The following is a 14,066-nucleotide window of genomic DNA, read 5'->3' as shown; positions in this document are numbered from 1 at the left end:
CAGCATACACCCAAACCGCGCCGCGAAGGCGCCGTCAAAGGAGGTCGAAGATGTCGTATCGCGTGTCGACGCAGGTCTACAGCGGACCGTTCGACCTGCTGCTGCAGCTGGTAACCCGCCAAAAAGTAGATATCGGCGCCATCTCTATCAGCGAGGTGGCCGAGCAGTACCTGGCCGAGGTCGAGCGTATTGAGGCGCTGGACCTGGACGTGGCGAGTGACTTTCTGCTGGTCGCGGCAACCCTTTTGGACATCAAGGCCGCCTCGCTGGTGCCGCAGGAGGCCCCCAGCAAAGCCGACGACGATGACGAGATTGACGAAGACCTCGAAGAGCTCAGTGCACTCGACGGCGACGCCCTGCGCGAGGTCCTGATCCAGCGCCTGATCGCCTACAAGCAGTTTAAGGGCGCGGCGGCGGCTCTTGGCGCGCGCATGCAGGCCGAAAGCCGCATGCATCCACGTGTGGCCGGTCCCGACCCCGAGTTTTTGGGCCTTATGCCCGACTACCTGGCCGGTATCACGCTGCGCGGCCTCGCCGTCATCTGCGCCGACCTGGACGGCAAGCGTCAGACCTTCCTGCTGGAGGCCGAGCACGTGGCGCCGCATCGCGTACCGCTCGACCTGACGGTGGCCTCGGTCGACCGCTTTACCATGGCGCACCAAACTTGCACCTTCCGCGAGCTGTTAGACGGCGACGCCACCACCGAGCAGCTCGTCGTCACCTTCATGGCCATGCTCGAACTCGCCAAGCGAGGCTCGCTCACCCTGAGCCAGGACGAGATCTTTGGAACCATCCGTATCAACCGCGTCGAGGGCGCCGAGGCCTACGTGCCCGGCGAGGGCCCCGAGCTCACCGAATAGGAGCGGCAACCATGTCAACCCTTTCCACGCTAGATGCAAACAGCCTCAAAGGCGCCCTCGAGGCGCTCCTGCTGGTTTCGAGCGATCCGGTGAGCGCGCCCGCGCTGGCAGATGCGCTGGATATCGCCCCGGGCGAGTGCGCGTCGCTTTTGGCCGAGCTCAAAGTTGAGTACGAGGAGGCCAATCGCGGCTTTCAGCTGCGCGAGGTCGCCGGCGGCTGGCGCCTGTTTACGCATCCCGCCTACCATGACGTGGTCGAGGCCTATGTGCTGAGCTGGGATACGCAAAAACTGTCGCAGGCGGCACTCGAGACCCTGGCCGTCATCGCCTACCACCAGCCCGTTACGCGCGAGGTGGTCAAGGGCATCCGCGGCGTCAACTCCGACGGCGTCATCGCGTCGCTCGTTGACAAGGGTCTGGTGCGCGAGCTCGGTCGCGACCCCCAGCGCGGTCAGGCCATCATTTACGGCACGACCAACGCCTTTTTGGAGAAGTTTGGTCTGCGCTCCACCCGCGACCTTCCCGATCTGGAGCAGTTTGCCCCCGACGAGCAGTCGCGTCAATTTATCCGCGAGCGCCTGAGCGGCCGCAGCATTCAGTCTACGCTCGAGGAGCAGGTCGAGGACCTGGACGAAGAGCGCGAGCTGCTGGATACCGATGTTGAGGATGTCGAGGCAGTCGGTGGCGAGGAAACACTTGCCACCGACGACGCTGCGGAGGATACGCATGACGAGGACTAGCGAAGCAGGGGAGACGCGTACCGCTGGCGCCACGGGCGCGCCCGCGATCGACCCCCAGCCCGTCTACCCGCACACCATGCGCCTGCAGCGCTTTTTGGCGCGCGCGGGCGTGGCGAGCCGCCGCGGCTCGGAGGACCTGATGACCGCCGGCCGCGTGACCGTCAACGGCCAGGTCGCGACCGAACTGGGTACCAAGGTCGATGTGGACCGCGACCATATCGAGGTTGACGGCATGCCCGTCAAGCTCAACCAGGGCGCCGTGTACCTGATGCTCTACAAGCCGACCGGCTATCTCACCACCATGAGCGATCCGCAGGATCGCCCCTGCGTGGCCGACCTTGTCCCGCGCGACCGCTTTCCGGGGCTCTTCCCGGTGGGTCGCCTGGACCGCGACACCACAGGCCTTTTGCTCTTTACCACCGACGGCGACCTGTCGCAGGACCTGCTGCACCCCAGCAAGCACGTCTACAAGACCTACCAGGCGCTCGTGGACGGCCACCTGACCGATCGCGACTTGGAACCGCTGCGCCGCGGCATCGAGCTCGACGACGGCCTGTGCCAGCCGGCAATCTGCCGCGTCATTACCGCGCGCGAGGCCGAGGCGGTGGCTCCGCAGGGTGTGAAGCCCGGCACCACCGCCGTGGAGGTCATTATCCGCGAGGGGCGCAAGAACCAGGTCAAGCGCATGCTGAGCAAGATCCACCACCCGGTGATCCGCCTGCACCGCTGCAACTTTGCCGGCCTGGAGCTCAAGGACGTGGCCAAGGGCTCGTGGCGCGAGCTCACCGACCGCGAGGTGCAGATCCTCAAGGCCGGCGGCATCCCGCCCAAGCAGGCCGGCGCCAAGCGCGGCGCTGCGCCGGCGACCAACACCGCGACCCGCACGCGCCACCACGGCAGCCACGGCTCCGCGCCCAAGCGCAACACCTACCGCGAGCGCTACACGGGCTAGCCAGTCCGCCAGCAAGCAGCGCCCGCGTCCCATACCAGCACGTCAACCACCGAAAGGAAGCATTGCATGATCGTCGCCATCGACGGCCCCGCCGGATCCGGCAAGTCCACCATCGCCAAGGAGATCGCCCGCCAGCTGGGCTTTAACAAGCTCGACACGGGCGCCATGTATCGCGCCGTCACCTTCGCCGCGCTCGACCGCGGCATTGATCTGGATAACGAGGCTGCAATCGACGCCCTCGCCGAACAAATCGAGATTCGCTTTACCAACGGCACCGGCGAGGACACGCGCCTGACCATCGACGGCGCGGACGCCTCGGCTGCCATTCGCACCCCGCAGGTGGACGCCAACGTCTCCAAGGTCTCGGCCTACCCGGGCGTACGCGCCGCCATGCTTATCCATCAGCATCGCGCCGCCGAGGACCGCGACATCGTGGCCGAGGGCCGCGACATCGGCACCGTCGTGTTCCCCAACGCGCAGGTCAAGGTCTTTCTGACCGCCGACCCGCGCGAGCGCGCCCGTCGCCGCGTGCTGCAGCGCCACCAAAACGATGCCCAGCCGCTCACCGAAGAGCAGCTCGAGGCCGAGGTCGACGAGACGCTCGACGCCCTCAAGCAGCGCGACAAGCTCGACAGCAGCCGCGAGGTCGCGCCGCTCGTGCCCGCCGAGGACGCCGTGCACGTCGACTCCACCGCACATACCATCGACGAGGTCGTCTCGATAATCGAGGACCTCATCAACCAAAGGAGGTAGCTCATGCGCCTGTTTAAGCAGACGCCCGAGGATTACTACAACGCGCCTTATGCCGAGTTCCCCGTGCTCATCCGCGGCACCGTCTTCGTGGTCATGGGCATCCTGTGGGTCTTCTCCAAGCTCATGTGGCGCTGGAAGGTAGAGGACAGCGACCTGCTGTTTGAGCGCCAGGAAGGCCGCGGCAGCGTGGTCATCTGCAACCACACCTCGATGGCCGAGCTCCTTGCTGTAGAGACGGCGCTGTTCTTTGGCGGCCGCCGCATCCGCCCCATTTTTAAATCTGAGTTTGCCAAGAGCAGGATCGTGCGCTGGGCCTTTAGCCGCGTGGGTGGCATTCCCGTCGAGCGCGGCACCGCCGACATGAAGTGCCTGCGCGCCGCCCAGCATGCACTGCAGCGCGGCGAGGACGTCCTGATCTTCCCCGAGGGCACGCGCATCCGCTCGCGCGAGATCAAGCCCGAGGTCCATGGCGGTTTTGCGCTTATCGCCCAGATGGGCAAGGCGCCCGTCAACCCGCTCGCCATCTGCGGCTGGTCCGATATCACGCCTGCGGGCAAAAAGCTCATGCGCCCCAAAAAGTGCTGGATCCGTGCCGGCAAGGCCATCTCGCTATCCGATGCACCGGCCGAGCTCAAGCGCAAGGAGCGCCTGGCATGGTTTGAGTCCGAGGCCATGAGCCGCGTCTACGCCATGCGCGACGACCTGTGCGCCGAGCACCCCGGCAGGTTCTAGCCATGGGCGAGGAAGTCATGAATACCGCCGCGACCGCCGCTGAGGAGGTCGTCCCCACCATCGAGATCGCAGCGCATGCCGGCACCTGCTACGGCGTGCAGCGTGCACTCGACATGGCGCTGGCCGCCGCGCCGCAGGCAGGGGAGAGCGCTCAGGTCCACACGCTGGGTCCGCTCATCCATAACCCCATCGTGGTGCGCGAGCTCGCCGAGGCAGGCGTCGGTCTGGCAGACACCCTGGACGACGCCGCATCGGGCACCGTGATTATTCGCGCCCACGGCGTGGTGCCGCAGGTAATCGAGGCTGCTCGCGAGCGCGGCCTTACCGTGGTCGATGCCACCTGCCCCTACGTGAAGAAGGTCCATGTGGCGGCCGAGCGCCTGGTGCGCGAGGGCTACCGTGTGCTCGTCGTGGGCGAGCCGGGCCACCCCGAGGTCGAGGGCATCCTGGGTCACGCCGGCGATGACGCGCAGGTCGTGAGTTGCGCCGCCGATGCGGACGCACTGCCGCTCAAGGGCAAGGTGGGCCTGGTTGTGCAGACCACCCAAACCGCGCAGAACCTGGCCGAGGTCGTGGCCTCCATCACCCCGCGCGTGCAGGAGCTGCGTGTGATCAACACGATCTGCGCTGCCACGAGCGAGCGCCAGCAGGCGGCCGCTGCACTTGCCAACCGCTGCGACTGCATGGTCGTCGTGGGCGGCAAAAATTCGGGCAATACGCGCCGCCTGGCACAGATTTGTGCCGATGTCTGCGAGCACACCCATCACATCGAGGAAGCATCCGAGCTTGAGGCCGCATGGTTTGCCAACGCGCGCCGCATCGGCATCACCGCCGGAGCCTCAACTCCGCAAGAACACATCGAACGCGCCGTTGCGCGCATCAAGGAGCTTTGTCGCTAATCATGGACCAGACCGTACCCGCATACGCCGCCGAGGTGGCCGATTACGGGCGCAGCCGCGACCCCGAGCCGGGTGAGGGCGCGCTCGTAAAGAACGTGCGTCCCGAATCGCCCGCATGGGATGTAGGTATCGAGCCGGGCATGCGCGTGCTCACGGTCAACGGCGAGCGACTCACCGACATGATCGTGTGGCTCTGGGAGGCCGACGAGGACACCGTCGAACTTGAGGTTCTCGACCCGCACGACGGCACCGTCACCCCCGTGGAGCTTGACCGCTTTCCCGGCGAGGACTGGGGCCTTGAGTTCGACGGCCCCATCTTTGACGGCATGCGCACCTGCGTAAACGCCTGTGTGTTCTGCTTTATGACCATGCTGCCCAAGGGCGGCCGCTCAACGCTCTATATTCGCGATGACGACTACCGCCTGAGCTTTTTGCAGGGCAACTTTGTCACGCTGACCAACCTTTCCGACGAGGACGTGCAAAACGTTATCGACCGCAATATGAGTCCCATGAACGTGTCGGTCCATGCCGTAAGCCCCGACGTCCGCCGCCGCATGATGGGCCGCAACGCCCAGCGCGGCATGGACGTGCTCGAGGCCATCATGGCCGCCGGCATCGAGATTCACGCGCAGATCGTTTTGTGCCCCGGTATGAACGACGGCGAGGAGCTGCAAAAGACCCTACGCTTTTGCGAGGAACACGAGCAGATCACGAGCCTGGGCATTGTGCCGCTCGGTTTTACCAAGCATCAGAGGCGCTTTACCTGGTCATACAGCGACAAACCTGAGCTCGCGCGCGAAACCATTGCCATGATCCGTCCCTTCCAGGATCGTGCCTACAAGCGCTTTGGCCGCCACACCTTCCAGATGAGCGACGAGTTCTATCTGGACGCCGGCATCGAGCCACCCCAGGCCGATTTTTACGACGGCTACCCGCAGTATTACGACGGCATCGGTATGATCCGCTCGTATCTGGACGAGACCGACGACGTGCTTGCCGCCGACGCCGAGCGTCTGGCCCGCGTCCGCGCTGGCATCGCCGGGCGCAACCAGCGCCTCCTGTGCCTCTCCGGTACCAGCGCGCGCGACACCGTGGCGCGCTTTGTGGAGTCGCCACGGGGCCTTGCCGGCACCGTCACCGCTATCGAAAACCGTTACTTTGGCGGCAACGTGGACGTGACCGGCCTCATCGTCGCCTGCGACATTCTGGAGCAGCTGCCGCAGGACCTCTCGGGGGTTATGCTCTTTGTGCCTAAGCTCATGTTCAACGCTGACGGCATGACGCTTGACGAGTATCATCGTGACGATTTACTCGCAAGCCTTGAAGCTCGCGGCGCCGAGGTTCATGTGGTGTCGACCATGCCGCATGAGCTGCTCGATACCCTGGAGCATATCCTTGGCATTGTGCCCGCAGGCTCTACTAATTCCGCTGACCCTACCCATTAAAGGAGTGCAGATGAAACCTATCGTCGCCGTCGTCGGACGCCCCAACGTGGGCAAGTCCACGCTCGTTAACCGCCTGGCCCAGACCTCGGACGCCATCGTCCATGAGTCCCGCGGCGTAACGCGCGACCGCTCCTACCACACGGCCGATTGGAACGGCCGCGAGTTCACCATCGTCGACACGGGTGGCATCGAGCCGCTCAAGAGCGATGACGTCTTTGCCACGTCCATCCGCGACCAGGCCCTCGCCGCCGCCGAGGAAGCCGCCGTCATCCTGTTTGTGGTCGACGGTCGCACCGGCGTCACCGAGGAGGACGAGTCGGTCGCCCGCATGCTCAAGCGCTGCGACAAGCCGGTCTTTCTGCTGGTGAACAAGCTCGACAACCCTGATCGCGAAAACGACAGCATCTGGGAGTTTTATTCGCTCGGCATCGGCGAGCCAACGCCGCTCTCGGCCCTGCACGGCCACGGCACGGGCGACCTGCTCGACGACATCGTTGCCCTGTTGCCCGAGGAGGAGGACGAGGTCGCCGACGAGTTCCCCGACGCGCTGAACGTCGCCATCATCGGCCGCCCCAACGCCGGTAAGTCCTCGCTGTTCAACCGCATCCTGGGTGCCGACCGCTCTATCGTGTCCAACATCGCCGGCACCACGCGCGACGCCATCGACACCGTCGTGGAGCGCAACGGCAAGCACTACCGCATGGTCGACACCGCGGGCATTCGCAAGAAGAGCACCGTGTACGAGAACATCGAGTACTACTCCATGGTCCGCGGCCTGCGCGCCATCGACCGTGCTGACGTGGCACTGCTCGTCGTCGACGCCTCCGTGGGCGTTACCGAGCAGGACCAGAAGGTCATGGGTCTTGCCATCGAACGCGGCTGCGCCATCGTCGTTCTGCTCAACAAGTGGGATCTGCTCGACGACGACCGCAAGCGCGAGGCCTGCATGGAGACCGTCGACCGCCGTCTGGGCGTCATGGCTCCCTGGGCCCAGTACCTGCGCATCTCGGCCCTGACCGGCCGTGGCGTCGAGAAGATCTGGGCGATGGTCGACGCTGCCGAGAAGACGCGCTCGCAAAAGATCACCACCTCGCGCCTCAACACCTTCCTCACCGACCTGCGCGAGTTTGGCCACACCGTGGTGGACGGCAAGCGTCGCCTGCGCATGCACTACGTGACCCAGACGGGCGTCAACCCGCCGACGTTTACGTTCTTCGTCAACCACAGCGACCTGGTCAACGACACCTACCAGCGTTACGTGGAGAACCGTATGCGCTCTACCTTCGATTTTTCCGGCACGCCCATTCGACTCTTCTTTAGGAAGAAGGAGCAAAAGGATGCATAATCCGATTCTGCTGACCGCCATCGGCGCCGTGGTCTCGTTCTTTATCGGAGCGATTCCGTTTGGCCTGATCCTGGGCCGCGTGTTCAACCACACGGATATTCGCAAGGCGGGCTCCGGCAACATCGGCACCACCAACGCCCTGCGCGTAGCCGGCCCCAAGGTCGCCGCGCTCACGCTGCTGCTCGACTGCTTGAAGGGCGCCATCTGCGTCCTTATCGCGCGTCCGCTCATTGCAAGCGTGGGCTATGGCTTCCCGGTGAGCATCATGGCTCCCGGTGCCGCCGGCGATTGGATGCTCGGTGTCATTTGCCTGGCTGCCGTGTGGGGACACATCTTCTCGCCCTACCTCAACTTCCACGGCGGCAAGGGCATTGCCGTGGGGCTGGGCGTCATACTCGCCTGGTACTGGCCCATCGGACTTTCGCTACTGGGCATGTTTATCGTGGCCGTCGCCATCACCAAGTATGTGTCGGTGGGCTCGCTTGCCGCTGCCATCGGTCTTCCCATCGCCGCCTGCGCGGTCTTTCCGTACAGCAGCCTGGGCCTCAAGTTTTGCATGGCAATGATCGGCATCACCGTGGTGTGGGCCCATCGCTCGAATATCAAAAAGCTCATGACGGGTAAGGAATCCAAGCTCTCGTTTACCAAGCGCGTCACCGAGCCCGACGATAAGTAGGAGAGAGTCATGAATGTTGCGCTGATTGGCTCCGGCTCCTGGGGAACCGCCGTCGCCGGCCTTGCCGCCGCGCGAGCCGAGCGCGTGACCATGTGGGCCCATAGTGAGCAGACGGCCGCCGGCATTAACGGCGAGCACCGCAACCCGCGCTATCTGGTGGACTACGTGCTGCCGGAAAACGTTGTCGCCACGACGGACCTGGCCCAGGCGCTCGACGGCGCCGACGCCATCATCTTTGCCGTGCCCTCCATGCACCTGCGCGACGTGTGCCATCGGGCAGCGCCGTTTATCGATACCGAAACTCCGGTCCTGTGCCTTACCAAGGGCATTGAGCCCGAGTCCGGCATGCTCATGAGCGAGGTCATCGCCAGCGAGATCGGCAACGAGGCGCGTGTGGCGGCGCTCTCGGGCCCCAACCATGCCGAGGAGATATGCCGCGGCGGACTTTCCGCCGCCGTCATCGCCAGCAAAGACTCGCAGGTAGGGGAGACCTTTAAGGACCTGCTCCTATCCACGGCCTTCCGCATCTACCTGTCGCAGGACATGACCGGCGTCGAGGTTTGCGGCGCCATGAAAAACGTCATCGCCATCGTGTGCGGCATCTCCGCCGGTACCGGCGCGGGCGACAACACGCTCGCCCTTATCATGACGCGCGGCCTGGCAGAAATCAGCCGTCTGGTACACGCCCGCGGCGGCCAGGCCATGACCTGTATGGGTCTTGCCGGCATGGGTGACCTTATTGCCACCTGCACCTCCGAGCATTCGCGCAACCGCACCTTCGGCTACGAGTTTGCCCACGGCGTATCGCTCGACGAGTACCAGGCGCGCACGCATATGGTGGTCGAGGGCGCCGTCGCCGCCCGCAGCGTGAGCGAGCTCGCCCGTTCGCTGGGCGTAGACATTCCGCTCACCTTTGCCGTGGAGCAAACGCTCTACAACGGTGTTACTTTGGATAGGGCGCTCGAGATCCTTACCGACCGCGTCCCCTCTCAAGAGTTCTACGGACTCACCGACTAGCGCAGAAAGGCTACTACCATGGGTTCCATCAAAATCGCTCCGTCCGTCCTCTCAGCCGACATGGCCAACCTCAAGGGCGAGCTCGACAAGATCGCCGGCGCCGACTTTGTGCACTTCGACGTCATGGACGGTCACTTTACCGGCAACCTCACCTTTGGCGTCGAAATCCTCAAGGCCGTCAAGCGCTCCACCAAGGTGCCGGTCGACGCGCACCTGATGGTGTCGAACCCCGACGAGACCGTCGATTGGTATGCTGACGCCGGCGCCGATATGATCACCGTGCACTACGAGGCCTCCACGCACCTGCACCGCACGCTCACGCATCTGCAGCAACGCGGCGTCAAGGCCGGCGTGGTGCTCAACCCCGCCACGCCCGTCTGCGTGCTCGAGAGCATCATCGAGGTCGTCGACATGGTGCTGCTCATGAGCGTGAACCCCGGCTTTGGCGGCCAGAGCTTTATCCCGGGCACGCTGCATAAGCTCCACGAGCTCAAGGCCATGTGCGAGCGCCACGGCGTGTCGCCCATGATCGAGGTCGACGGCGGCATCTCTTCCAAAAACATCGCCGAGGTCGTCAAGGCCGGTGCCGATGTCCTGGTAGCCGGCTCCGCCGTATTTAAGTCCGAAGATCCCGCCGCCGAGGTTGCGCTGCTGCAGAAGCTGGGCAACGAGGCCGCACAGGAGGCATAAACCCTTATGACCGCAGGTCAAAACCGCATACCCGTGAATCTTGACTATGCCGCCTCGACGCCCATGCGCGCCGAGGCGCTCCTTGCGCAGCGCGAGTACGACGAAAGCGAGCTTGCAGGCGTCAACCCCAACTCGCTGCACTCGCTCGGCCGCAAGGCTGCCGCACGTCTGGAGGTTGCACGCCGCGAGATCGCCCGCAGCTTTGGCGCGCGCGTTCGCCCGTCCGAGATTGTCCTAACCAACGGCGGTACCGAGGCCAACCAGCTGGCGCTCCTCGGACTTGCCGAGGGTGCTCGTCAGCGCGATCGTAAGCGCGAGCGCGTGATCGTGTCTGCGATCGAGCACGATTCGATTCTGGACAACCTGCCGCTGCTGCGAGCCGCCGGCTTTACCGTCGACCTGGTGCAGCCCTGCCGTGCGGGCTACATCGAGCCTGCCGAGCTGAGCGACTTGTTGGGCGACGACGTCGCGCTCGTGAGCATCATGGCCGCCAACAACGAGACCGGTGTGGTACAGCCCATCCGCGAGCTTGCCGCGGCTGCGCACGCCGCGGGTGCCCTGTTCCACACCGATGCCATCCAGGGCTATCTGCATATTCCGCTCGATGTGACCGAGCTGGGCGTCGATGCTATGACCGTTGCAGCACACAAGATTGGCGGCCCCGTAGCCTCCGGCGCGCTCTACGTTAAGACCCGCACGCCGCTGCGCCCCCGCATCTTTGGCGGAGGACAGGAAGCCGGACGTCGTGCCGGCACGCAGGACCTGCGCACGCAGCTGGCCTTTGCCGCTGCCGCCTCGTCTCTGGCGCCCCATGTGGCTCAGGAGCGCGAGAAGCTGCAAGCCCTTTCCGACAAGCTCTACGCCACGCTTACGGCCCATCCACGCATTCACGCTACCATGGGCGACTACACGCAGGCCGACCGTCTGCCCGGCATGGTATCGATCTATATTGACGGCATGGACTCCGAGGAGCTCATCATCAAGCTCGACGCCGCCGGTTTTGAGGTATCGGCCGGATCGGCATGCTCGAGCGGCAGCATGGACCCGAGCCACGTGCTCAGCGCCATGGGCATTGGTCGCGAGCAGGCGCTGGGCGCACTGCGCATCTCCTTCGATGACCGCGTGAATCCGGCCGATCTGGACGACTTTGCCCAGACGCTGCTCACGATCGTAGGTGCCGCATGATCGTCGCCGAGCTCGAGCGTGCCCTGCTGACACGCTATCCCAAGACGGACGCCGAGCCCTGGGACCACGTAGGCTTATCCATTGGCGACCCCGACGGCGAGATCCGCGGCGTTGCCTGCGCGCTTGACGCTACCAGGGACAACGTGCAGCGCGCCTTGGAAGCCGGAGCCAACGTGTTGCTCACGCATCATCCCGTCTACATCAAGGCGCCCGAGTCGTTTTGCCCGCCCAGCGCAACGCGCCCCCAATGCAGCGCGGCGCTCTACGAGGCGGCCCGCTGCGGGGTGAGCATTATCTCGCTCCACACCAACCTCGACCGCTCGCACGAGGCACGCATCTGCCTAAGTAAGCTGTTGGACGCGGCGCCTGCAAGCTCGTTGGAGCACGTAGACGACCCCGAGGCCTGCGGCCTGGGAGTTTTTGCGACACTCAACGACCCGTGCACGCTGCGCGATCTTGCCGCCCGTGCTGCCACGGCCTTTAGCAGCGACCCACGCGTATGGGGCGATGCCGAGCGCCCGTGCCGCACCGTCGCCATTCTGGGCGGCTCCCTCGGCGACTTTGGGGAGCTTGCCATCGCCGCCGGTGCGGATGTCATCGTGACGGGCGAGGCGGGCTATCACGTGGCGCAAGATCTTGCCTTGCGCGGGCTGAGCGTGATTCTGCTCGGCCACGATCGCTCCGAGGAGCCGTTCGTGGATATCTTGATGAACTCTGCGGTTGACGCCGGGGTCGACCCCCGTCATGCGAATAAAATACTGAACCCTTGCCAATGGTGGACTGTGACAAAAGGAGAGAACTTATGAGCGCCGGCGCTACGCTACTCAAGCTGCAACAAATCGATTTGGAGCTCGCCCGCAACAAGAGCGAACTTGCCAATATGCCGGAGCTCAAGGAGCTCGCCTCAAAGCGCAAAACCTATGTAAAGCTTAAGTCCGAAATGACCAAGCTCTATGCTCAGCGCAAGGACCTCGACATTGAGCTGGACGATCTCAACACCACCGAAATCCAGACCAACAACGCCATCGAGGCCGCCAAGAAACGCCACGTCGACGGCTCTGACTACCGCGAGGTCCAGGATCTGGAAAACGAGCTCGCCACCCTGGCCAAGCGACTGGACAAGATTGAGCACACCCGCAAGGATGTCGTTGTCGCCCACAAGGAGGCGCTCGAGCGTGAGGCTCGCGCGCAGGCCATCATCGCCAAATTCGAGGAGGGCGTGAAGGCCGACACCAAGGCCGCCCGTGCCAAGGCCGCCGACCTGCAGGCCCAGATTGATGCCGCCACCAAGGAGCGCACCGCGCTTGCCGCCACGCTGCCGACCGACGTGCTCACCGACTACGAGCGTCTGCTCAAGCAGTTCCGTGGCCTGGCCGTCGAGACCATCAAGGGCAACATCCCCACGGTCTGCCACACCGCGCTGCAGGCGTCGTCCATGAGCGACCTCAACCACGACGGTAGTGAGATTACGCACTGCCCGTACTGCCACCGCCTGCTCGTGCTCCCCAACAAGGAAGCCTAACAATGACGACGGCACCCGACAATTCAATGCAACTTGAGGGAAAAACGATCCTGTTGGGCATTACCGGCGGGATCGCCGCCTATAAGTCGTGCAATATCGTGCGTCTGCTGCAAAAGCGCGGCGCACGCGTCAAGGTCGTTATGAGCGAGCATGCCACGGAGTTTGTGGGCCCGCTCACCTTTCGCGCGCTCACGGGCGAGCCGGTCGCTGTAGGTCTTTTCGACGACCCCTCCGACCCCATCCACCATATCTCGCTGGCGCAGGAGCCCGATTTGGTGGTCGTGGCGCCCGCGACGGCCAATATCATCGCCAAGATGGCCAACGGCATCGCCGATGACCTCATCTCCACTACGCTGCTTGCCACGCCGCGTCCTATCGTGGTCGCGCCGGCCATGAACAATGGCATGTGGAAGGCGCCGGCTACGCAGGCCAACATGACCACGCTGCGCGAGCGCGGTGTCCACGTTGTGGGTCCGGGAAGCGGCTACCTTGCCTGCGGCGATGTGGACACGGGACGCATGAGCGAGCCCGAGGACATCGTCGAGGCCGTCTGCAAGCTGCTCGACCCCGCTCCTCAGGACCTTGTGGGCAAGCGCATCGTGATCACCGCCGGCCCCACGCACGAGCCGATCGACCCCGTGCGCTTCATTGGCAACCGGTCATCGGGCAAGATGGGTATCGCCCTGGCGGGGGAGGCCGCGCGCCGCGGTGCCGCCGTCACGCTCGTGCTGGGACCGACATCGCTCGACGTTCCCCGCGGTGTAGCGTGCGTGCGCGTACAAACCGCCGCGGAAATGTTCCAGGCTGCGCTGAGCGCCTTTCAGACGGCCGACGCGGCCATTTGTGCCGCCGCCGTCGCCGACTACACGCCTGCGGCCCCGGCGGACCATAAACTCAAAAAGGCCAACGAGCGCCTGGATCGAATTGAGCTCGTCGAGACCGTTGACATCCTGGCCGAGCTCTCACGCCAAAAGGGCGATCGCCGTGTGATCGGCTTTGCGGCCGAGACCGATAACGTCGTGGAGTACGCTCAGCGCAAACTCGTGCGCAAGGGTTGCGATGCCATTATCGCCAACGATGTCTCGCGCGCCGATTCGGGCTTTGGGACCGATACCAACAAGGCCTGGATAGTGAGTACAGCGGGCACGCAAGAACTTCCCGTACTAACAAAACCCCAGCTCGCAGATACAATTTTAGACTTGCTTCAAAATTTGTAAAAAAGTTCTTGCACAAGGACAAAGTTTCGGGTT

15 protein-coding genes are annotated in these 14,066 nt (G+C 64.3%); all 15 read left to right on the top strand.

Annotation, left to right across the window (positions count from 1 at the left end; all coding sequences use genetic code 11):
- Nucleotides 1–50: 50 nt before the first annotated feature.
- On the top strand, nucleotides 51–860 hold the full coding sequence (locus ACTNBY_RS04675; RefSeq protein ID WP_441063581.1) for a segregation and condensation protein A: 810 nt from the start codon (nucleotides 51–53) through the stop codon (nucleotides 858–860).
- 11 nt (nucleotides 861–871) lie between these two features.
- The gene (scpB, locus tag ACTNBY_RS04670; protein ID WP_441063579.1) at nucleotides 872–1,600 is read left to right on the top strand and encodes an SMC-Scp complex subunit ScpB; all 729 of its coding nucleotides are present in this window, start codon (nucleotides 872–874) and stop codon (nucleotides 1,598–1,600) included.
- Nucleotides 1,587–2,552: a pseudouridine synthase gene (locus tag ACTNBY_RS04665; protein WP_441063578.1), complete on the top strand. Its 966-nt coding sequence runs from the start codon at nucleotides 1,587–1,589 to the stop codon at nucleotides 2,550–2,552. The genes scpB and ACTNBY_RS04665 overlap by 14 nt, the downstream gene beginning before the upstream one ends.
- Nucleotides 2,553–2,618: 66 nt before the next feature.
- Nucleotides 2,619–3,305 (top strand): (d)CMP kinase, encoded by a 687-nt coding sequence (cmk, locus tag ACTNBY_RS04660; protein ID WP_441063576.1) that lies wholly within the window; start codon nucleotides 2,619–2,621, stop codon nucleotides 3,303–3,305.
- Nucleotides 3,306–3,308: 3 nt separating this feature from the next.
- A complete protein-coding gene (locus ACTNBY_RS04655; protein WP_441063574.1) occupies nucleotides 3,309–4,037 on the top strand; it encodes a lysophospholipid acyltransferase family protein in 729 nt (242 codons plus the stop codon).
- A gap of 2 nt (nucleotides 4,038–4,039) precedes the next feature.
- Nucleotides 4,040–4,936, top strand: a complete 897-nt coding sequence (locus tag ACTNBY_RS04650) for a 4-hydroxy-3-methylbut-2-enyl diphosphate reductase (RefSeq protein WP_441063572.1) — start codon at nucleotides 4,040–4,042, stop codon at nucleotides 4,934–4,936.
- Between the two features lie 2 nt (nucleotides 4,937–4,938).
- A complete protein-coding gene (locus ACTNBY_RS04645) occupies nucleotides 4,939–6,381 on the top strand; it encodes a DUF512 domain-containing protein (RefSeq protein ID WP_441063571.1) in 1,443 nt (480 codons plus the stop codon).
- A 10-nt stretch (nucleotides 6,382–6,391) separates the two neighbouring features.
- A complete protein-coding gene (der, locus tag ACTNBY_RS04640) occupies nucleotides 6,392–7,726 on the top strand; it encodes a ribosome biogenesis GTPase Der (RefSeq protein WP_154516463.1) in 1,335 nt (444 codons plus the stop codon).
- Nucleotides 7,719–8,402, top strand: coding sequence for a glycerol-3-phosphate 1-O-acyltransferase PlsY (plsY, locus tag ACTNBY_RS04635; protein WP_441063570.1), 684 nt, complete (start codon nucleotides 7,719–7,721; stop codon nucleotides 8,400–8,402). Before der ends, plsY begins: the two co-directional genes overlap by 8 nt.
- Before the next feature lie 9 nt (nucleotides 8,403–8,411).
- On the top strand, nucleotides 8,412–9,419 hold the full coding sequence (locus ACTNBY_RS04630; protein ID WP_441063569.1) for an NAD(P)H-dependent glycerol-3-phosphate dehydrogenase: 1,008 nt from the start codon (nucleotides 8,412–8,414) through the stop codon (nucleotides 9,417–9,419).
- Nucleotides 9,420–9,437: 18 nt separating this feature from the next.
- Nucleotides 9,438–10,109, top strand: a complete 672-nt coding sequence (gene rpe / locus ACTNBY_RS04625) for a ribulose-phosphate 3-epimerase (RefSeq protein ID WP_441063568.1) — start codon at nucleotides 9,438–9,440, stop codon at nucleotides 10,107–10,109.
- A 6-nt stretch (nucleotides 10,110–10,115) separates the two neighbouring features.
- Nucleotides 10,116–11,294 carry a cysteine desulfurase family protein gene (locus tag ACTNBY_RS04620; RefSeq protein WP_441063566.1) on the top strand — a complete coding sequence of 393 codons (1,179 nt, stop codon included), beginning with the start codon at nucleotides 10,116–10,118 and terminating at the stop codon, nucleotides 11,292–11,294.
- A complete protein-coding gene (locus tag ACTNBY_RS04615) occupies nucleotides 11,291–12,100 on the top strand; it encodes a Nif3-like dinuclear metal center hexameric protein (protein ID WP_441063565.1) in 810 nt (269 codons plus the stop codon). Before ACTNBY_RS04620 ends, ACTNBY_RS04615 begins: the two co-directional genes overlap by 4 nt.
- Nucleotides 12,097–12,816, top strand: coding sequence for a zinc ribbon domain-containing protein (locus tag ACTNBY_RS04610; protein ID WP_441063564.1), 720 nt, complete (start codon nucleotides 12,097–12,099; stop codon nucleotides 12,814–12,816). The genes ACTNBY_RS04615 and ACTNBY_RS04610 overlap by 4 nt, the downstream gene beginning before the upstream one ends.
- Before the next feature lie 2 nt (nucleotides 12,817–12,818).
- Entirely contained in the window at nucleotides 12,819–14,033 is a 1,215-nt protein-coding gene (coaBC, locus tag ACTNBY_RS04605; RefSeq protein ID WP_441063563.1) for a bifunctional phosphopantothenoylcysteine decarboxylase/phosphopantothenate--cysteine ligase CoaBC, read from the top strand.
- Nucleotides 14,034–14,066 lie beyond the last annotated feature (33 nt).

This window comes from Collinsella sp. HCP28S3_E12 (genome assembly GCF_052065595.1).
Classification (GTDB): domain Bacteria; phylum Actinomycetota; class Coriobacteriia; order Coriobacteriales; family Coriobacteriaceae; genus Collinsella.
This window is presented reverse-complemented; position numbering and strand designations above follow the sequence as displayed.